This window comes from uncultured Pseudomonas sp., from assembly GCF_913777995.1.
Classification (GTDB): Bacteria; Pseudomonadota; Gammaproteobacteria; order Pseudomonadales; family Pseudomonadaceae; genus Aquipseudomonas.
In genome coordinates, this window is the sequence record NZ_CAJYVE010000034.1 from 269,228 (window position 1) to 289,648 (window position 20,421).

Consider the following 20,421-nt stretch of genomic DNA (forward strand, 5'->3'; position numbering starts at 1 on the left):
GCTTACACCTTAGCCACGAGTGGGCGACCCAGCAGGCCCTGTGGACGGAAGATCAGGATCAGCACCAGCAGGCCGAAGCTGAACACATCTTTGTAGTCGGAGTTGATCAGGCCGGAGAACTGCGCCTCGGCCACCCCGAGGATCAGCCCGCCGAGCATGGCGCCCGGCAACGAACCGATACCGCCGAGCACGGCAGCGGTGAACGCCTTGATACCGATGACGAAGCCGGCATAGAAGTCGAAGGTGCCGTAGTTCATGGTGATCAGCACACCGGCCAGCGCCGCCATGGCGGCACCGATGATGAACACGTAGGAAATCACCCGGTCGGTGTTGATGCCCAGGATCGAGGCCATCTTGCGGTCCTGCTGGGTGGCGCGGCACATGCGGCCCAGCTTGGTGCACTGGATGATGTAGGTGAGGATCGCCATGCCGGCGAAGGCGGCGATGAGGATGAAGATCTTGGTGTAGGTGATCTGCACGAAGCCGCTGCCGACTTCGAAGCGCCACGCGCCTTCGAGCAGCGTCGGTACGCCTTGCTGGCGCGCGCCCTGGCTGATCTGCGCGTAGTTCTGCAGGATCAGGGAAATGCCGATGGCGCTGATCAGCGGCGCCAGCCGGGTGGAGTTGCGCAGCGGCTTGTAGGCCACCCGCTCGATGACGAAGCCATAGACCCCGGTGACCACGATGGTGAACACCAGGGTGCCGAGAATCAGGAAGGGGAAAGACTCAAGACCGAAGAAAGACAACACCGCCAGGCCGATGGCCGCCAGATAGGCGGAGATCATGTACACGTCGCCGTGGGCGAAGTTGATCATGCCGATGATGCCATAGACCATCGTGTAACCGATGGCAATCAGGCCGTAGACCGACCCGAGGGTCAGGCCGTTGACCATTTGCTGCAGGAAAATACCGTCCATCACGCACGCTCACACACTTGAAGGCCGCTCAGGGTCCTGCCCGCCACGCCCCCAAGGGCGCAGCGAACAGATACAAAGGCAACAGAAGACGCCGATATCCAGTTTGCCCCCGCCGCAGACGGGGGCATTGCAGGAGCCTGGATTATTTCTGCTTGTCGAGTTGTTTGTATTTACCGGTGGCGTCCCACTGGTAGACCACGTAGTCGGAGGTCTTCAGGTCACCCTTGGCGTCCCACTCCTTCTTGCCCATGACCGTCTGCACCGGGTTGGCCTTGAGCCACTTGGCCGCCTCTTCGCCCTTGGTCGACTTGGCGCCGTTGAAGCCGGCGGCCAGCGCCTGTACCGAAGCATAGGCGTACAGGGTGTAGCCTTCAGGCTCGTAGCCGGACTTGCGGAATTCGTCCACCACGGCCTTGCTGTCGGGCAGCAGGCGCGGGTCGGCACCGAAGGTCATGTACACGCCGTCGACGTATTGCGCGCCGCCTGCGGTGGTGACCAGCTCGTCGGTGACGATGCCGTCATCGGACATGAACTTGACGTCCTTCAGCCCCTGCTCGCGCAGCTGACGGACCAGTGGGCCGGCCTCTGGGTGCAGACCACCGAAGTAGACCACTTCGGCACCGGTGGAGCGGATCTTGGTGACCAGCGCGCTGAAGTCTTTCTCGCCGCGGGTCAGGCCCTCGTAGAGCACTTCCTTCACGCCGCGCTTGGCCAGTTGCGCACGGGTCGCATCGGCCAGACCCTGCCCGTAGGTGTCCTTGTCGTGGATCACGGCAATCTTCTTGGCCTTGAGCACATCGACCATGTAGTCGGCAGCGACGACGCCCTGCTGGTCGTCACGGCCGCACATGCGGAACATTTCCTTCAGGCCGCGCTCGGTGACGGTCGGGTTGGTGGAGCCGGGGGTGATGGCGATCACGCCAGCGTCGCTGTAAACCTCGGAGGCCGGAATGGTGGAGGAAGAGCAGAAGTGCCCGACCACACCCACGACCTTGTCCTGATCGACCAGACGGTTGGCCACGGCCACGGCCTGCTTGGGTTCGCAGGCGTCGTCACCGCGAACCAGGACGATCTTCTCTCCATTGACGCCGCCAGCCTTGTTGATGGCATCGGCTGCGGCCTGTGCGCCTCTCATATATTGCTCGCCAAACGATGCGTTGGCGCCGGTCATCGGACCCGCAACGCCGATCTTCACGTCAGCCTGTGCAAAGGACGTCACGCCCAGTGCGGTAGCCACTGCGATTGCCAGAAAGCCTTTACGGTAGAACGTTTGCGACATGAGTGGTGCTCCTGAGGTTTTTTTAGTTAGCACTGCAACTACGCAGCAGCTTCGAGCAAGCGCCGTGCCATCATTTTTTATTTTTCAAAAACTCACGTTCCATCCACCTCCTGGCCGTCGTCCGCCCCAGCGCAGACAGGAGGTGCAACCCTCTGATCAAAAGGTTGCAACCATTCGCCCAAAAAAGGACAACCACTAAGAGCGAACAGCAGCAACCCAGCCCATTGGAAAAGGGCAACCAGGCGGTAACCGGTGCTGTCACCGAAGTGCACACCGGCGGTGCGCGAGCGCTACGAGACGCACCATTGTGAGCGTAGTGGATTGTCACCGTAACGCCGCAAAACCTGCCACGCGGCCCCTACGGGCGCCGCGCGCGACGGCTATTGATAACCGCTCGATGCCCGGCGGGCAAACGAGGTTTCTGCCGAATGTCATTCCATGACGGCATGAACGTTCAGTCGACGCCCGATACCCCATGACAGCACCACGCAGCGCCCTGCTGGCGTATTCAGGGCCGGTCCCAGAAAGTCACGTAGCGAAGGCTGTCCAGTCCCTCGCCATTCAGAGAGGTCAACGGCCACCCCGGCATGGCGCCTGGAGGACCAGCCAGGAGCTGCCAGGGTGAAGGAGGAAGTTTCATAGGTCGGCCGGCTGCTTTGACGCGCACGCGAGGAGAAAGGGACGCTTCCTGCCTCGCCTGCCTGGCTTGCCTACGCAAACTGCTGACAACGACCAACAAAGCGCCCCGACACGCGATGATCGCTGGCATCATGGGCGCCTCGACACACTCGCGCGCCACATTCGTTGCCCGGCGTTGTCACATTGTTTTTCGCCCGGACCGAGTCCGTCGACCGGTCATGCTGGAGCTACCCCCGATGAGCGAGAGCGCTTTCTCCGAACGCATCGTGCAAAACCTGATCGACACCGATTTCTACAAGCTCACCATGATGCAGGCGGTGCTGCACAACTACCCCAACGTGGATGTCGAGTGGGAGTTCCGCTGTCGCAACGGCGAGGACCTGCGCCCCTACTTGGGCGAGATTCGCCATCAGATCGAGTGCCTGTGCAACCTGTCGCTGGGCGCCGAGCAACTGGGCTTCCTGGAGCGCATCAGCTTCATGAAGCCGGACTTCCTGCGCTTTCTGGGCCTGTTCCGTTTCAACACCCGCTATGTGGAAGCCAGCATCGAAGACGACGAACTGCGCATCCGCCTGCACGGCCCCTGGCTGCATGTGATCCTCTTCGAAGTACCGCTGCTGGCCATCGTCAGCGAGGTGCGCAACCGCCACAGCCACCCGCACACCCTGCTCAGCCAGGCCCGCGACCAGCTGTACGCCAAGTTCGACTGGCTGAAGGCCAATGCCTCGGCCGAAGAGCTGAGCGAGTTCAAGGTGGCTGACTTCGGCACCCGGCGGCGTTTTTCCTATGCTGTGCAAGAAACCGTGGTCGACGCCCTCAAACAGGACTTCCCCGGCCAGTTCGTCGGCACCAGCAACGTGCACCTGGCGCAACAGAAGAACGTCAAGCCGCTGGGCACCATGGCCCACGAGTGGATCATGGCCCACCAGCAACTGGGCCCGCGCCTGATCGACAGCCAGATCGCCGCACTGGACTGCTGGGTACGCGAGTACCGCGGCCTGCTGGGCATCGCCTTGACCGACTGCATCACCACCGACGCCTTCCTCAACGACTTCGACCTGTACTTCGCCAAGCTCTTCGACGGTCTGCGCCATGACTCCGGCGACCCGGTGATGTGGGCCGAAAAATGCATCGCGCATTACCAGAAGCTGGGTATCGACCCGATGAGCAAGACCCTGGTGTTCTCCGACGGCCTGACCCTGCCCAAGGCGCTGGGGATCTTCCGTGCCCTGCGCGGGCGCATCAACGTCAGCTTCGGTATCGGCACCAACCTCACCGCCGACATTCCGGGGGTCAAGCCGATGAACATGGTGCTGAAGATGACCGCCTGTGCCGGCCAGCCGGTGGCCAAGGTGTCCGACGAGCCGGGCAAGGCACAGTGCAAGGACCCGAATTTCGTCGCCTACCTGCGGCATGTATTCAAGGTGCCGGACACCCCCGGCGAATGAGCCTTTTGACTTTCAACGAGGAGAGCCCCATGCAAGCCCTGCAACGCCAGATCGCCGAAGCACTCAAGGTCCAACCGCCCTTCGCCGACGAGGCCGCCCTGCAAGCGGAAGTGACCCGCCGGGTCGAGTTCATCAAGCAATGCCTGCGCAATGCCGGCCTCAAGAGCCTGGTGCTGGGTATCAGTGGCGGCGTCGACTCGCTGACCGCCGGCCTGCTGGCCCAACGCGCGGTGCGCGAGCTGCGTGACAGCACCGGCGACCAGGCCTATCGCTTCATTGCCGTGCGCCTGCCCTACCAGGTGCAGCACGACGAGCATGAGGCCACGGCAGCGGTGGACTTCATCAACCCCGACGAGCGCCACACCGTGAACATCGGCCCCAGCGTCAAGGCCCTGGTCGCCGAGGTCCGTGCCTTCGACGAGCAGCACGCCAGTGCCGTGGATTTCGTGGTCGGCAATACCAAGGCGCGTACCCGTATGGTCGCGCAATACAGCATCGCCGGTGCCTACCAGGGCCTGGTGATCGGCACCGACCACGCCGCCGAGGCGGTGATGGGCTTCTTTACCAAATTCGGTGACGGTGCCTGCGACCTGGCGCCGCTCAGTGGCCTGGTGAAGAACCAGGTACGCGCCATTGCACGCAGCTTCGGTGCACCGGAGTTCCTGGTGGAGAAAGTGCCGACCGCCGACCTGGAAGACCTGGCCCCCGGCAAACCGGACGAGGCCGCCCACGGGGTGACCTACGCCGAGATCGACGCCTTCCTGCATGGCCAGGAAGTACGCGAGGAAGCGTTCCGGATCATCAGCCAGACCTACGCCAAGACCCAGCACAAGCGCGAGCTGCCTTACGCGCCCTGATCGGCAAGCGCGGCGAAAAAGGCTTCAGTCGAGAAGCGCTTCCCCGGCTGAAGCCCGTCCGCCGGGCAAATGCCTCAACCGCTAGCGGTTTTACTGGCGATTATCCGTCGCTGCAGAAACTGCGCGGTGAACAGGTCCAGGTGCGCCCCTCCGGCATTCTTGAACACGGTGATGGCATTGGGATCGACAGCGGGCGGATGCCGGCAAAGATCGTAAAGATCGGCCAGGACGTCTGCCTGGGAAATGACCCCTCGTTGCAGGGGTATGCACAGCTCGCCACTGGCCAAGGCGGTGTCACGAAAGTCGACATAGATCTGGCTGCGGCTCATCAACTCGTCGTCCGCCTCACGCATATGAGGCCGCCAGGCGCCCACCAGGCTGACATGAGTACCAGGCTTGAGCAGTGCCCCCCGTAGCAAGGGTTCTTCAGACATCGTGGCGCTGCAAATAACGTCGGCCTGTGCAACGGCGCTGTCCAGATCGTCGGTGCTGAGGCATTCGATGCCGGAGGCTTGCAGCCGTGCAGCCAATTGCTCGGCTCGCGGCAAAGACCGGTTCCACACGAGGATTCTGCTGAGGCTTGGTCGTATCGAGGTGAAGGCACCAATCAAAGGCAAGGCCATGTCCCCAGCCCCGACCATCAGCAGGGTGCTGACATCGTGACGTGCCAGCAGCTGTAATCCCAGCGCCGAATCAGCGGCGGTTTTCAGCGCTGTCAGGGTGGCACCCTCCGCGACGAACAGCGGGGTGCCGCGCAGGCCATCGAACGCGACGTAAACGCCTTGAACGGAGGGTTTGGGGTCAGGCTGATAGTGGTTATCGGGAAAGATGGTGGCCAGTTTGACGCCTAGCATTTCCTGTTGCGCCCAGGCAGGCCTGAGCATGAAGCGATCGGCACTGCCGGGATGCTCGAGGCAAATGTCAGCGTTGACCGGGATCGGCCTTTGGTGCGCGAGCAGTAACTCGGAACACAGGCTGGGGTAATCGATCAGCGACTCCAGGGTTTTGGCATCGATCAGATCCATACGCTACCTGCAGGGTAAGCGCCGCGAAAGGCGGCCCGGCTGAGGTCGCTCCCTATGAGCCGGGTCCGCCTCAAGCCGGGCGTTCACGCCCGTGGCGCAAGTGTCATTTGAAGACGATGTCGCCTTGCATCATCGCCACGTGGCCCGGGAACGAGCAGAAGAACTTGTACTTCTCGTTCGGATCGAGCTTGCTCGGGTCGAAGCTGACCGAGGTGCTTTCACCGCCGCCGATCAGCTTGGTGTGGGCGATGACCCGGTCGTCGCCGTCCTTGAGGTGATCCTTGTCGATGCCCGCCCCCATGCCATCGGTGGCGACGCCCTGCATGTCGGCGGCCTTGGTCAGCACCCAGTTATGCCCCATGACGTTCTTGGGCAGCGTACCGACGTGCTTGAGTTCCACGGTGAAGGTCTTGCAGCTCTTGTCGATCTCCACGGTCTTGGTGGTGAACTGCATCATGTCGTTGGACTCGACGGTGGCCTTGCACTCGGCCGCCAGCAACTGGCCGCTGGCCAGGGTCAGCAGGGAAACCGCCAACAGTTTGCGAATCATGTGAATCTCCTGGGAAAGGTGTTCGGTGTCGCACCGGCCGCCACGGCCGTTTTTTGCGCGGGCTGCGAGGAAGACTGCCTGAACGCTGTCACGGTTCCAATGACCTGCGTCAACGTGACTCCGGCCGGGCGGAACCGGCAACAGACGCTATCGAGGCGATACAGGCAATCAAAAGGCCAGTTGGCGATCAAGCGGCTAGGCTTCAAGCAACCGAGCCCAGGAGCCACCTTCATGTCGATCACCGGCCTGTTCCACAGTCTGTTCGCCGCCTACGCCTGCGCTGCCAGCGCCCACTGCCCCAGCGACGCGTTCGAACGCACGCCCCGCTGATCAGCCTTCGACGGGCATCACCGTGACCCGCACTTCCGGGTCGTGATTGCCGCCGCCGAGGATCACCCCGCGCAGCGGCGACACGTCGGAGAAGTCGCGGCCCCAGGCCAGGGTGATGTGCTCCAGCGCCGGCTGAATGTTGTTGGTCGGGTCGAAGTCCACCCAGCCCAGCACCGGGCAATACACCGAGACCCAGGCATGCGACGCATCGGCGCCGATCAGCCTCGGCTGGCCGGGTGGCGGCCGGGTCAGCAGGTAGCCGCTCACGTAACGAGCGGCCAGGCCATGGGAGCGCAGGCAGGCCAGCATCAGGTGAGCGAAGTCCTGGCACACCCCGCGCCGACGCTCCAGCACCTCCACCAGCGGCGTCGCCACCTGGGTGGCCTCGGCGTCGAAAGTGAATTCCTTGAAGATCTTTTCCATCAGCGCCTGGGCCCCGAGCAGCAGCGGGCGGCCTGGCGGAAAACAGCTGGCCGAGAACTCGGCGAACACGCCCTTCAAGTGCACATAGGGCGACTGGAAACGATAACGACAGGCATCCAGCGTCTGGGCATCCATAGGGCGAGCGCTGTAGCTCAGGGCATCGCAGGCTTTCTCCCAGGGCGCGGAGCGGCGGAAGTCCAGGGCCGGTCGCTGCAGCACCTCGACCTGCAGGCGGGCATTGACCTGCAGCTCGTCGTGGGGGCGTTCGAAGGCCAGCCGCGTCAGCGGATTGCCGAATACGTCCAGCTCGTCGCGTCGTGCAGTGGGCTGCGGATGAATCTGCAGCCGTTGCTCGCTGCAGCGTTGCCACGGGTTGTCCCGCGGCCACAGATGCGCCAGCTGCTGGGCCAGCGACACCGGGCTGTCGTAGCGGTAATGGGTATCGTGCAGAACCTGGTAACGAGCACTCATCAGACGGACACCGTGCGCTGGCTGACATCATCGACATGGGCGAAGTGGCGCAGGGCCAAGCGGTCGGAAGCCTGGCCGCTGGCGTCACCAATGCTTTCCAGCAGGCCGGCCAGGCCATCCAACGCGGCCTGCACGCCACTGTCGCCGAACAGTGGGTTGTCCAGATTGCCCAGGTCGACGGCGGCCAATCGCCGCGCCAGCCGGGCCAGGCTGTCGTCGCGGGGCGACTCGAAGCTTTCGTTCAGGCGATGCAGCGAGCGCGACACCTGGCGCAACTGGAACAGCACGGCATGCGGGTTCTGCTCGTCGAGCAACAGCAGGTCGAGCACCGGAATCAACTGCGGCACGGCCATGTAGCGCGAACGGTAGGTGATGCTGCTGTTGGCCAGTTCCAGCAGCCAGTCCAGCGCCGCCTGATCCTTGACCGCCGCACCGCGCAGAAAGCCCGCCAGGGTGCTGCTGAGAAAACGCAGCCGCTCGATGCGTCGGCCGATCATCAGGAAGCTCCAGCCCTCATCGCGGGTCATGTCGTCGAGGGCGAAGCCCGACAACGCGGCCAGCGACATCACCAGACGGTTGAGAAAATCCAGCAGCTCGCCCAGGTCAGGCTCGCCGGCCTCCAGGCTCTGCGCCTCGCGCTGCAACTCCACCAGCGCCTGCCAGTTCTCCCGGGAAAGCTTGCCGCGCACCTGCGAAGCCGCCCAGTGCAGGCGCTGCAGAATGGCGCGCAGGCTGAAGATCCACTCTTCACCCAGCAGGGCGGTGACCAGCCGTTGCGGCAAGGTATCGCCTTGCTCGCCCTCTTCGGCATCCGGCAGCAGGCCCACCCGCTCGGCCAGGTCGACGGCGGCCTGCAAGGCCAGCGGATCGTCACCGTCCACATAGCGCGCCAGCATGATACGCAGCAGCCGCGCGCTGCCATCGCAGCGCTCGCTGTAGCGACCGAACCAGTAGAGGTTTTCCACCACCCGCGACGGCAGGTAGGGGTCACGGCGAATCAGGTCATGCACACCAATGTTGCGACGCCCCTTCCACGGCTCGATGAGCGGGGCTCGCTCACCCAGTACCCAGGTGTCCTTGCTGGCCCCGCCGCGCTGCATCGACACCACGTCGGCATTGGCCTGCGCGGCAACTCGCGCCAGGCCGCCGGGCAGCACCCGGTAGCCATCGGCGCTGGCCACGGCGTACACGCGCATGCCCACGGCCCGCGCCAGCAGCCCCTGACCGTCGGCCTGCAGCACCGGGGCCTGGGAAAGCTGCGCCAGCTCCTGGGCGACATAGGCATAGGGGCGTGCGCGAACGCGCCGGGCCAGGGCCTGGCTGCGCGCCTCATCGAGGTCACGGCCAAACGCCGGGATGAAGCGCTGCGAAGGAAACGCCGGCTTGAACAACAGGTCGGGCAGCTTTTCCAGCGCCTGCTCCATGACCGGCGGCTCGCCGCACCACCAGGTGGCGATGGACGGCAGGATCAGCTCCTCGCCGAACAGGTGTTCGCTGATCTTCGGCAGAAAGCCCAGCAGCCCCGGCGACTCCAGCACGCCGCTGCCCAGGGCATTGGCCACCAGCACCTGGCCCTGGCGCACCGCCTCCAGCAGGCCGGGAACGCCCAGCGCCGAGTCGGTACGCAGCTCCAGCGGGTCGCAGAAGTCGTCGTCGAGACGCCGCATGATGGCATGCACGCGGCGCAGGCCATTGAGGGTCTTGAGATAGACCCTGGCGTCACGCACCGTCAGGTCGCCGCCTTCTACCAGCGGGTAACCCAGGTGGCGGGCCAGGTAGAGGTGTTCGAAGTAGCTTTCGTTGAAACGCCCTGGCGTCAGCACCACCACCAGCGGCGCCTCGTCGTCGGCGGGCGCCTGGCGCGCCAGGGTCTGCTGCAGGGTTTCGAAGAAGCCGGACAAGTGACGGACCTTGAGGTCGCGGTAGATGTCCGGCAGGGCGCGGGCGATGATCTGCCGGTTCTCCAGGGCATAGCCGGCCCCGGTGGGCGCCTGGGTACGGTCGGCGGTGACCCACCAGCGGCCATCGGCGGTGCGCGCCAGGTCGACGGCGTACATGTGCAGGAAGGTGCCCTCGGGCGGCTTCACGCCCTGGCAAGGCCACAGGAAGTTGTTGTGCCCGAACACCAGCTCGGCGGGCAGCAGGCCGTCGGCGATCAGCCGCTGCGGGCCGTAGAGGTCGGCCAGTACGGCATTGAGCAGGCGCGCCCGCTGGGCGATACCGGCTTCGATGCGTTGCCACTCATCGGCGGCGATGACATGCGGCAGCAGGTCAAGCTCCCAGGGCCGGTCGGCGCCCTTGGGGTCGGCATAGACGTTGTAGGTCACGCCGTTTTCCTGGATCTGCCGGGCCAGCAGGGCCTGGCGCTGCACCAGATGCGCCGGGCTGCTGCGCTGCAGATACTCGTGCAGGCGCCGCCAGTGGCTGCGCAACCTGCCCCGCTCATCGAGCATCTCGTGGTAGGTCCCCGAAGAAAACGGGTAACGGTCAAGCAGATCAGGCATGCAAGGCTCGGCAGACGGCTAGGTGGACTGGAGGTTAACGCACACTTATGTCACTTGCGGGACCACCGGCCTGACGGCAGCCTGCCGGAGCAGGCAGGCCACCGTAGCGACTCAGCCGCGACGTATGGGCCGATGACGACGCATATCCAGCGTCATCGGCAGTTCGTCGCTGATATTGAGCGGCGTCACCTCGACCTGGCCCGGCGTATGCCCGACGCGGAAGAATCGCGCCAGGCGCCGGCTCTCGGCCTCGTTGCCGTTGACCGGCAGCGTTTCGTAGTTGCGCCCGCCAGGATGGGCGACATGATACTCGCAACCACCCAGTGAACGCTGCATCCAGGTATCGACCAGATCGAAGACCAGCGGCGCATGCACACCGACGGTCGGTTGCAGGCAGTTGGCCGGTTGCCAGGCACGGTAGCGCACGCCAGCGACGAACTCGCCGGCCCGCCCGGTCGGCTGCAAGGGCACCGGCAAGCCGTTGCAGGTGAGCACGTAGCGCTGCGGCGGCAGACCGTTCAGGCGCACCTGCAGGCGTTCCAGCGACGAGTCCACGTAGCGCACCGTACCCCCGGCAGTGCCCTCCTCGCCCAGCACATGCCAGGGCTCCAGGGCCTGGCGCAGCTCCAGCTCGATACCCTTGACCGCGTAGTCGCCCACCTTCGGGAAGCGGAACTCCAGGTGCGCGGCGAACCACTCGGCGCGCAAGGGGTAACCGGCGGCGTTCAGTTCGGCGATGACGTCGGCGAAGTCCTGCTCGATGAAGTACGGCAGCATGAAGCGGTCATGCAGCTCGGTGCCCCAGCGCGCCAGGCGCGGCGGCGCGTAGGGTTCACGCCAGAACCGCGCGACCAGGGCGCGCAGCAGCAGTTGCTGGACCAGGCTCATGCGCGCATGCGGCGGCATCTCGAAGGCGCGCAGTTCCAGCAGGCCGAGGCGGCCACTGGCGCTGTCCGGCGAGTAGAGCTTGTCGATGCAGAATTCGGCGCGGTGGGTATTGCCAGTCACGTCGATCAACAGGTTGCGCAACAGGCGGTCGACCAGCCAGGGCGCCACGGCCTCGCCCGGCTCGGGGAACTGCGCGAAGGCGACTTCCAGTTCGTACAGCGAGTCGTTGCGCGCTTCGTCGATGCGCGGCGCCTGGGAAGTCGGGCCGATGAACAGGCCAGAGAACAGGTACGACAGCGATGGGTGGTTGTGCCAGTAGCTGATCAGGCTGCGCAGCAGGTCGGGACGCCGCAGGAACGGCGAGTCGCCAGGCGTGGCGCCGCCCAGCACGAAATGGTTGCCGCCGCCGGTGCCGGTGTGGCGGCCGTCGATCATGAATTTCTCGGTGCTCAGGCGGGTCAGGCGCGCCTGTTCGTAGAGGAACTCGGTGCGTTCGACCAGCTCGTCCCAGCTCGCCGAAGGCTGGACGTTGACCTCGATCACGCCCGGGTCGGGGGTGATGCGGAAGTTGGCCAGGCGCGGATCGGCTGGCGGCTCGTAGCCCTCCAGCAGTACCGGACAGTTCAGCTCGGCGGCGGTGTCTTCGAGCACCGCAACCAGTTCCAGGTAGTCTTCCAGGCGCTGCAGCGGCGGCATGAACAGGTACAGCCGTCCTTCCCTGGCCTGGGCACACAAGGCAGTCCGCACGACCCAGCCGGCCGACTCGCCGCGTTGCGGCGCCGCACGCTCGGTGCTGGCGGCCGCGACCGGTGTGGCTCGGGCAGGCAGCGGCGACAGAGGCTGGCTGGGGTCTTGGGGGTGAACGTAAGGGTAATCCTCGGGCGCTGCCCAGGCCTGGGCATTGAGCGGCAGACGGTAGCCCACGGGCGAGTCGCCGGGCACCAGCCGACAGTGCTCGCCGCGCAGGTGCCACGGGCCAGTCTGCCAGGCGTCTCCGGCAGCCGTGCGCGCCAGCGGCAGGACCTGGCCGATCACCGCGCCCAGCCCCTGCTCGAAGACCTTGCGCAGCCGCGCACGCTCCAGTTCGTCATCCAGGCGCGAATCGGTGGCGCGGAGGTTCACCGGCAGTTGCCCTTCGCGCCACAAGTAATACTGATTGTCCTCATAGGCCGGGAACACGCGACTGGCCGCCAGCCCCAGGCGCTCGGCGACGCTGGCCAGGAACACCCCGGCCAGTTCGCTGTTGGCGCCGTAGTCGCGCCCCTCATCGGCGATCAATGCCGGGTTGCGCCACACCGGCTGGCCGTCGCGGCGCCAGAAGCAGTTCAGCGACCAGCGCGGCAACTGTTCGCCGGGGTACCACTTGCCCTGGCCGAAGTGCACCAAGGCATTCGGCGCGTAATGGGCACGCAGGCGGTGGAACAGCTCGGCAGACAGCCGCCGCTTGCTCGGCCCCAGCGCGGCAGTGTTCCACTCGGCGCCGTCGCGGTCGTCGGTGGACACGAAGGTTGGCTCGCCGCCCATGGTCAGGCGTACATCATCACGCTGCAGGTCCTGGTCGATCTGCCGACCGAGGGCGAGAATCTCGCTCCATTGGGCGTCGGAATACGGCTTGGTAACCCGTGGCGCCTCCCAGATGCGCTCGACCGACATGCTGTGGCTGAATTCGCTCTCGCACGGCTCGATCAGGCCGCTGACCGGCGCGGCAGAAGACGGCTCGGGGCTGCATGCCAGGGGGATGTGCCCCTCACCGGCCAACAACCCGGAGGTGGCGTCCAGCCCGACCCAGCCGGCGCCCGGCAGGTACACCTCGCACCAGGCGTGCAGGTCGGTGAAGTCCACGTCGGTGCCGGACGGGCCGTCCAGGGCCTGCTGGTCGGCCTTGAGCTGAATCAGATAGCCCGACACGAAGCGCGCCGCCAGGCCCAGATGCCGCAGCAACTGCACCAGCAGCCAGGCCGAATCGCGGCACGAGCCCGAGGCCTTTTCCAGGGTCTGTTCCGGCGTCTGTACGCCTGGCTCCATGCGGATCAGGTAACCGATGTCACGATTGACGCGCTGGTTGAGCGCCACCAGGAAGTCGATACTGGAGGTCGGGGTGCGTTCGATGCTGTCCAGATAGGCCGCGAACCTTGGCGTCAGCGGCAGGGTCTCGAGGAACGCGCCCAGCTCGCGCTGCTCGTCGTCGGTATAGCGGAACGGAATCTTCTCGGCGTAGGGTTCGAGAAAGAAATCGAAGGGGTTGAACACCGCCAGCTCGGCGACCAGATCGACCTCGATGCGCAGCTCACGGGTCTTCTCGGGAAACACCAGGCGCGCCAGGTAGTTACCCTGCGGGTCCTGCTGCCAGTTGATGAAATGTTCCTGGGGTAACACTTTCAGCGAATAGGACAGCATCCGGGTGCGGCTGTGCGCCGCCGGACGCAGGCGTACCACCTGAGGTCCCAGCGCCACGGCGCGCTCGTAACGGTAATGCGTGACATGGTGCAAGGCGATGTGAATCGACACGGCGTGCCTCCTGCGAGCCTGGACGGTCCCCCCGGACGCGCAAGAGTTATGCCACCACAGGGCATGCACGGCGCCCGGAGCGTGGATGACGCAGGACAGTCAAGCAGAGCGCCAGGATTGCGCCAGTAGCGTAGTGCACGTTTGAGTCATGCACGCAAAAGGGGCATGGCGGAAAGCAGCCACCAGCAGAGGAGCGGTAGGGAAATCGATTGATCAGAAATAAACCTGTGATCTGGCAACCTATTCCATTTCTACCTGAAAGATCGACGCTGGGCTGCCCGCGCCGCCAGAATCTGCTTCCGCTGACGACGCAAATTGACAAGCTCATTACACATATCGCGATGACGACGTGTATTAATGATAAACAGGGTTGAGAGCGGCACACACAGAGCCACCAAATAAAACAATCGTTGGATCGAAAAAAATAGGGCAGGCAGCACGATCATGAAGCACAAGAGCGATAAACCCACCACGCCCCAGACCCAGCAGGTTCTACCCCGCATGATCATGAAATAGAACGTGGAGAGCAAAATAACCAACACGCTCATGAATAACATCATCCATGGCCCGAATCTTTCAACAGGCACCGACAGGAGATAAGTCGCGGATACGGTCGCGCCGGATAAGGCGATGGAAAAAACAGCCAGCAACAAGCCGGATATGAACACTGGAAAATAACGCCTTTTGAAGTCTTGAAGACGAATGAGCAGCAAGGCTTCGCTATTCATCTGCCCACTCCGAAAAGATGCCGATAGCGACAGATCTCATCGTGCCAGACAAGGCACTCCCCGCAACGGCAAGACCTGCTCCCAGGCAATCCCTGATTTGAATAAGTGTGCCTTGACGAATTCGTGCCTGTGTATATCTACGTGGCCACTCGCCGGCTTTTATTCGGATGTTTATGAGCGCCGGCGTCAATGTCGGATTCTGGATACTGAGAAGCTCTTTGGTCAATTTCTCACGTTCCTGGCGACTCAACCCTCGAAGCACGTCGCGCACACTCTTGCCTGTCGTAGCCTTGATGATCTGAACAGAACGAACTGTGGTTAACAGTGTGACCGAAACCCCTAGTAACGATATTGCATCCAAGACCAAGGAAATATCCCCGTACCACACCTGACTGTCGAGCCAGTCATTCCACTCGGGCCTTATCAATTCATTGGCGGTTCTGGCAGCAGCGTTCAGACACTGCGCTGAAGTCGCCGTTGCTGCCGCATAGCTGAAAAACGTGACTGCCGCGCTGGCACCTGCACTAAAAGGAATGAGGGCCGAGCTCGAGCACACCACGCTCCATGAAATCAAGGCGCCGACGCAAGACAAGGCCATGCCTATTGTCTCGAAAACAACACGAGACTCTCGTGCGTCATTCTCCAGTCGTTGTGCAAACGACTGAGCGGCCATATATCTTGGCGCCTCTCGCAACACCAGATGCTTGACCGCAACGCTGCAAATGGGCTGAAAATCCCGCAGCGTAACGACATTTAAATCGCTGTCGATATACACGACACCGGCACCCACAATTAACGGATCGGCGTCGATTACACGAAACAATTTTTGCAGATCCAATGTGCTTTCGATACGTAGCCGCGCATTCGCTTTGCTGACCGAAAATCCGTCCCTGAGCAATACTGAATGCATATATAGCCGCTTATTATGAGCAGAAGATACGAGCATAGATTGCCTGAACACGGCAAAACCTAAGAAACCTCAACTAATCAGGTAGGATTTTTCCTGTTTCCACCCCACCCCATTGTCGTTGATACGCCTATAGGAAAGAGTCGCGCTTCCAGATCATCTGACGAATTTAGCGAGGCCTCGACATGACAATGGATATGTTCCTGAAACTGGGGAATATCAAGGGAGAGTCCAGGGATAGCCAGCACCGTGATGAAATCGATATCCAATCCTTTCAATGGGGCATGACCCAGAACGGTTCGATGCATCAGGGCAGCGGTGGCGGTGCGAGCAAGGTGAGCATCCAGAACCTCAGCATTACCAAGGCCCTCGACAAGTCGACACCCAACCTGCTGATGGCCTGCTCGAGCGGCATGCATTTCCCCGAGGCCACCCTCACCGTTCGCAAGGCTGGGGGCAACCAGCCGCTGGAATATCTGGTCATTCGCCTGAAGGAAGTGTTGGTGGCGTCGTTCAACACCCAGGCAGTCAACCGCAGCGAGGTGCAGGCCGAAACCTTTGCCTTGAACTTCGCCAGTGTCGAGGTCAGTTATCAGCCCCAGAAGGAGGATGGCGGCAAAGCTGGCGGGGCGCTCAAGTACGGATGGAACATCCGCGAGAACAGGAAACTCTGACGGCCCTGTTGGGCCGTCAGGCCGGTTGAATCAGCGTGGCAGTACCGGCTGGCGCGAAGGCTTTTTCTTGCCCTTCTTGTTGGCCTGGGCGCGCTCGCGGGCCGCTTCCTTGTGGCGCGCCTCGGCGGCGGCCTTGGCCTGCTCGCGCTTGTCCCACGGCTTGCTGCCGTCGCTGCCGCGCGGTGGCAGACCGGTGTGCTGGGTAAGAATCTTGCCGCCACCGTTGCCGGTCGCACTGCCCTTGCCGACCTTGTGGCTGCCGGCCGGGGTAGAGTTCTTGCGCCGCGCGCTCTGGTAGCTGTCGGTGGCCGGCTGATGCAACGGGATCAGTTGGTCCTTGCCGGGGCCGATCAGGTCGGCGCGGCCCATGCGCTCCAGGGCTTCACGCAGCATCGGCCAGCCCTTCGGGTCGTGGTAGCGCAGGAATGCCTTGTGCAGGCGGCGCTGCTCGTCGCTCTTGACGATCTCCACACCCTCGCTCTTGTAGGTGACCTTGCGCAGCGGATTCTTGCCCGAGTGGTACATGGCCGTGGCCGAGGCCATCGGCGAGGGGTAGAAGGCCTGCACCTGGTCGGCACGGAAACCGTTGCGCTTGAGCCACAGCGCCAGGTTCATCATGTCTTCGTCGGTGGTACCAGGGTGGGCAGCGATGAAGTAAGGGATGAGGTACTGCTCCTTGCCCGCCTCTTTCGAGAATTTCTCGAACATGCGCTTGAAGCGGTCATAGGTGCCGATACCCGGCTTCATCATCTGGTTGAGCGGCCCTTCCTCGGTGTGCTCCGGGGCGATCTTCAGGTAGCCACCCACGTGGTGGGTCACCAGTTCCTTCACGTACTCCGGCGACTCCACCGCCAGGTCGTAGCGCAGACCCGAGGCGATGAGAATCTTCTTCACCCCTGGCAGGGCGCGAGCGCTGCGGTACAGCTGGATCAACGCGGAGTGGTCGGTGTTGAGGTTCGGGCATATGCCGGGGAACACACACGACGGTTTGCGGCAGTGTTGCTCGATCTCGGTGCTCTTGCAGGCGATGCGGTACATGTTGGCAGTCGGCCCGCCGAGGTCGGAAATGACCCCGGTAAAGCCTGGCACCTTGTCGCGGATTTCTTCGATCTCGCGAATGATCGACTCGTGCGAGCGGTTTTGGATGATCCGTCCTTCGTGCTCGGTGATCGAGCAGAAGGTACAGCCGCCGAAGCAGCCACGCATGATGTTCACAGAGAAGCGGATCATCTCGTAGGCCGGGATGCGCGCCTTGCCATACACAGGGTGCGGAACACGGGCATAGGGCATGCCGAACACGTAGTCCATTTCTTCGGTGGTCATCGGAATCGGCGGCGGGTTCAGCCAGATATCGATGTCGCCATGCTTCTGCACCAGCGCCCGGGCGTTGCCGGGGTTGGTTTCCAGGTGCAGCACACGATTGGCGTGAGCATAGAGCACCGGGTCGTTGCGCACCTTCTCGAAGGACGGCAGGCGGATCACGGTCTTGTCCCGGGTCATGCGCGGGCTTTCGAGGATCTGCACCACCTTGGCTTCGTTGGGGTCCTCGACCTCGCCCTTGGCCTGCTCGATGGCGCAGGCCTGGGTGTCCTGGGTGTTCACGTAGGGGTTGATGATCTTGTCGATCTTGCCCGGCCGGTCGATGCGCGTCGAATCGACCTCGTACCAGCCCTGCGGCGTGTCACGGCGCACGAACACGGTGCCGCGTACGTCCGTGATGTCTTCGATCTTCTCGCCCCACGACAGGCGCTGGGCGACTTCCACCACGGCGCGCTCGGCGTTGCCGTAGAGCAGGATATCGGCGCAGGCATCGACCAGGATCGAATGACGAACCTTGTCCTGCCAGTAGTCGTAGTGAGCGATGCGGCGCAGCGACGCCTCGATGCCGCCCAGCACGATCGGCACGTGCTTGTAGGCTTCCTTGCAGCGCTGGCTGTACACCAGGCTGGCGCGGTCCGGGCGCTTGCCGGCCAGGCCACCAGGGGTGTAGGCGTCGTCGGAACGGATCTTCTTGTCTGCGGTGTAGCGGTTGATCATCGAGTCCATGTTGCCGGCCGCGATACCGAAGAACAGGTTCGGCTCGCCGAGCTTCATGAAGTCGTCCTTGGACGTCCAGTCGGGCTGGGCAATGATGCCCACGCGGAAGCCCTGGGCTTCCAGCAGCCGGCCGATGATCGCCATGCCGAAGGACGGGTGGTCGACGTAGGCATCACCGGTGACGATGATGATGTCGCACGAGTCCCAGCCCAGTTGATCCATCTCTTCCCGGCTCATGGGCAGGAACGGCGCTGGTCCGAAACATTCGGCCCAGTACTTGGGATAGTCAAATAACGGCTTGGCTGCTTGCATGGCGGTAACCGGTGTCAGGAGTGCAGGAAAATCGCGGCCGCGGAATATAGCACAAAATTTGACCACATCCGACGGTAATGGTCGGATTTATCAAGTGCCGAAATCGGCCGCCAGAGAGGCCCGCGCACCGTGCGGCGGGCCGGCGGTGGGTCAGTCGTCGTCGAACTGATAGCTGCCCGGCGCCAGGTTCTCGAAGCGCGTGTACTTGCCGATGAACGCCAGGCGCGCGGTGCCGATGGGGCCGTTACGCTGCTTACCGATGATGATCTCGGCGATGCCCTTGTATTCGGTTTCAGGGTGATACACCTCGTCACGGTAGACGAACATGATCACGTCGGCATCCTGCTCGATCGCACCCGACTCACGGAGGTCGGAGTTGATCGGGCGCTTGTTGGGGCGCTGTTCAAGAGAGCGGTTGAGCTGCGACAGGGCGATGACCGGGCAGTTGAATTCCTTGGCCAGGGCCTTGAGCGAGCGGGAGATCTCGGAAATCTCGTTGGTACGGTTCTCACCACCGGCGCCCGGGATTTTCATCAGCTGCAGGTAGTCGATCATGATCATGCCGATCTCACCGTGCTCACGGGCCACGCGGCGGGTGCGTGCGCGCATTTCCGAGGGGCTGATGCCGGCGGTGTCGTCGATGAACAGCTTGCGGTCATTGAGCAGGTTGACCGCCGAGGTCAGGCGCGGCCAATCGTCGTCGTCCAGTTGGCCGGAACGGATCTTGGTCTGGTCGATACGCCCGAGCGAGGACAGCATACGCATCATCAGCGATTCACCTGGCATTTCCAGCGAGTAGACCAGTACGGCCTTCTCGCTGCGCAAGACGGCGTTCTCCACCAGGTTCATGGCGAAAGTGGTCTTACCCATCGATGGACGGCCGGCGACGATAATCAGGTCGGCCGGCTGCAGGCCACTGGTTTTGTCGTCCAGGTCGGTGTAGCCGGTGGATAGGCCGGTGATCGCGTTCTGACTGTTGAACAGTGTGTCGATACGGTCGATGGCCTTGGTCAGCAAGTCGTTGACGCCCACCGGGCCGCCGGTCTTGGGTCGCGCCTCGGCGATCTGGAAGATCTGCCGCTCGGCCTCGTCAAGGATCTCCTCGGCTGTCCGCCCCTCGGGGTTGAAGGCGCTGTCGGCGATCTCGTTGCTGATGCCGATCAACTGACGCAGCGTGGCACGCTGGCGGACGATCTGCGCATAGGCCTTGATGTTGGCGACCGAGGGGGTGTTCTTGGCCAGCTCGCTGAGGTAGCCCAGGCCGCCCACTTGCGAGGTCTGGCCTTCCTTGTCGAGCTGCTCGGCCAGGGTCACCACGTCGATGGGCAGGTTCTGGTCGGCGAGCCGCGCGATGGCGCGGAAGATCAGGCGGTGGTCATGCCGATAGAAGTCGCCATCGGACACTTGATCGAGCACGCGCTCCCAGGCGTTGTTGTCCAGCATCAGGCCACCGAGCACAGCCTGTTCGGCCTCGATGGAATGTGGCGGCACCTTCAGGGCAGCGGTTTGCAGATCGTATTGTTCGGGGGCGGAAATATCGTTCATGGCCACTTGAATTCGAAGTTTCTCAATCAGGTGTGTGTCTGCAGCACCCTTCAGAAATACAAAGGGCACGACCTGCGAACAGGATCGTGCCCGATGTTAATCCTCTGGCGGACAGGCCGCCAGACGATCATGTGCTGCTTAGGCAGCCACCACGACAACGCGAACGGTCGCATCAACGTCGCTGTGCAGGTGCACGGCAACGTCGTACTCGCCGACGTTACGGATGGTGCCGTTCGGCAGACGAACTTCGCTCTTGGCCACTTCAACGCCGGAGGCGGTCAGGGCGTCAGCGATGTCGTGGGTGCCGATCGAACCGAACAGCTTGCCTTCGTCGCCAGCGGTGGCAGTGATGGTCACTTCCAGCTCGGCCAGTTGGGCA

General features: G+C 63.2%; 15 protein-coding genes. 3 read left to right on the forward strand and 12 right to left on the reverse strand.

Translation table 11 applies throughout. The annotated features are described in order from the left end of the window. Positions 1-2: 2 nt before the first annotated feature. Positions 3-917, reverse strand: coding sequence for a branched-chain amino acid ABC transporter permease LivH (locus QZ497_RS15675; protein WP_295476635.1), 915 nt, complete (start codon positions 915-917; stop codon positions 3-5). Between the two features lie 142 nt (positions 918-1,059). Continuing rightward, entirely contained in the window at positions 1,060-2,196 is a 1,137-nt protein-coding gene (locus QZ497_RS15680; protein WP_295476636.1) for a branched-chain amino acid ABC transporter substrate-binding protein, read from the reverse strand. An 875-nt stretch (positions 2,197-3,071) separates the two neighbouring features. On the opposite strand from QZ497_RS15680, the gene pncB reads away from it, so the two are divergent. Both pncB and nadE read left to right on the forward strand, forming a co-directional pair. Further along, positions 3,072-4,283, forward strand: a complete 1,212-nt coding sequence (gene pncB / locus QZ497_RS15685) for a nicotinate phosphoribosyltransferase (protein ID WP_295476637.1) — start codon at positions 3,072-3,074, stop codon at positions 4,281-4,283. 29 nt (positions 4,284-4,312) lie between these two features. After that, positions 4,313-5,140, forward strand: coding sequence for an ammonia-dependent NAD(+) synthetase (gene nadE, locus QZ497_RS15690; RefSeq protein ID WP_295476638.1), 828 nt, complete (start codon positions 4,313-4,315; stop codon positions 5,138-5,140). Between the two features lie 74 nt (positions 5,141-5,214). Here the strand turns inward: nadE and QZ497_RS15695 are convergent, their stop codons facing one another. The 7 genes from QZ497_RS15695 to QZ497_RS15725 all read right to left on the reverse strand — a co-directional run bounded on the left by QZ497_RS15695 (position 5,215) and on the right by QZ497_RS15725 (position 15,477). Continuing rightward, positions 5,215-6,165, reverse strand: a complete 951-nt coding sequence (locus tag QZ497_RS15695) for an ornithine cyclodeaminase family protein (protein WP_295476639.1) — start codon at positions 6,163-6,165, stop codon at positions 5,215-5,217. Positions 6,166-6,268: 103 nt separating this feature from the next. Next, positions 6,269-6,715, reverse strand: coding sequence for an azurin (gene azu / locus QZ497_RS15700; RefSeq protein ID WP_295476640.1), 447 nt, complete (start codon positions 6,713-6,715; stop codon positions 6,269-6,271). 330 nt (positions 6,716-7,045) lie between these two features. Next, positions 7,046-7,939 (reverse strand): transglutaminase family protein, encoded by an 894-nt coding sequence (locus QZ497_RS15705; protein WP_295476641.1) that lies wholly within the window; start codon positions 7,937-7,939, stop codon positions 7,046-7,048. After that, entirely contained in the window at positions 7,939-10,443 is a 2,505-nt protein-coding gene (locus QZ497_RS15710) for a circularly permuted type 2 ATP-grasp protein (protein ID WP_295476642.1), read from the reverse strand. Before QZ497_RS15710 ends, QZ497_RS15705 begins: the two co-directional genes overlap by 1 nt. Positions 10,444-10,554: 111 nt before the next feature. Then, on the reverse strand, positions 10,555-13,839 hold the full coding sequence (locus tag QZ497_RS15715) for a DUF2126 domain-containing protein (RefSeq protein ID WP_295476643.1): 3,285 nt from the start codon (positions 13,837-13,839) through the stop codon (positions 10,555-10,557). Positions 13,840-14,090: 251 nt separating this feature from the next. Continuing rightward, positions 14,091-14,567: a hypothetical protein gene (locus QZ497_RS15720; protein WP_295476644.1), complete on the reverse strand. Its 477-nt coding sequence runs from the start codon at positions 14,565-14,567 to the stop codon at positions 14,091-14,093. Then, on the reverse strand, positions 14,560-15,477 hold the full coding sequence (locus tag QZ497_RS15725; RefSeq protein ID WP_295476658.1) for an NAD synthetase: 918 nt from the start codon (positions 15,475-15,477) through the stop codon (positions 14,560-14,562). Before QZ497_RS15725 ends, QZ497_RS15720 begins: the two co-directional genes overlap by 8 nt. Positions 15,478-15,659: 182 nt before the next feature. Between QZ497_RS15725 and QZ497_RS15730 the strand changes: the two genes are divergently transcribed. Further along, positions 15,660-16,148 carry a type VI secretion system tube protein Hcp gene (locus QZ497_RS15730; protein WP_295476645.1) on the forward strand — a complete coding sequence of 163 codons (489 nt, stop codon included), beginning with the start codon at positions 15,660-15,662 and terminating at the stop codon, positions 16,146-16,148. A gap of 30 nt (positions 16,149-16,178) precedes the next feature. On the opposite strand, the gene QZ497_RS15735 is transcribed toward QZ497_RS15730, so the two are convergent. From QZ497_RS15735 to rplI, 3 genes are all read right to left on the reverse strand, one after another. Then, positions 16,179-18,497, reverse strand: a complete 2,319-nt coding sequence (locus QZ497_RS15735; RefSeq protein WP_295476646.1) for a YgiQ family radical SAM protein — start codon at positions 18,495-18,497, stop codon at positions 16,179-16,181. Between the two features lie 150 nt (positions 18,498-18,647). After that, entirely contained in the window at positions 18,648-20,042 is a 1,395-nt protein-coding gene (gene dnaB / locus QZ497_RS15740) for a replicative DNA helicase (RefSeq protein ID WP_295476647.1), read from the reverse strand. 138 nt (positions 20,043-20,180) lie between these two features. After that, the coding region (rplI, locus tag QZ497_RS15745; RefSeq protein WP_295476648.1) for a 50S ribosomal protein L9 at positions 20,181-20,421 on the reverse strand (241 nt) is incomplete at its 5' end.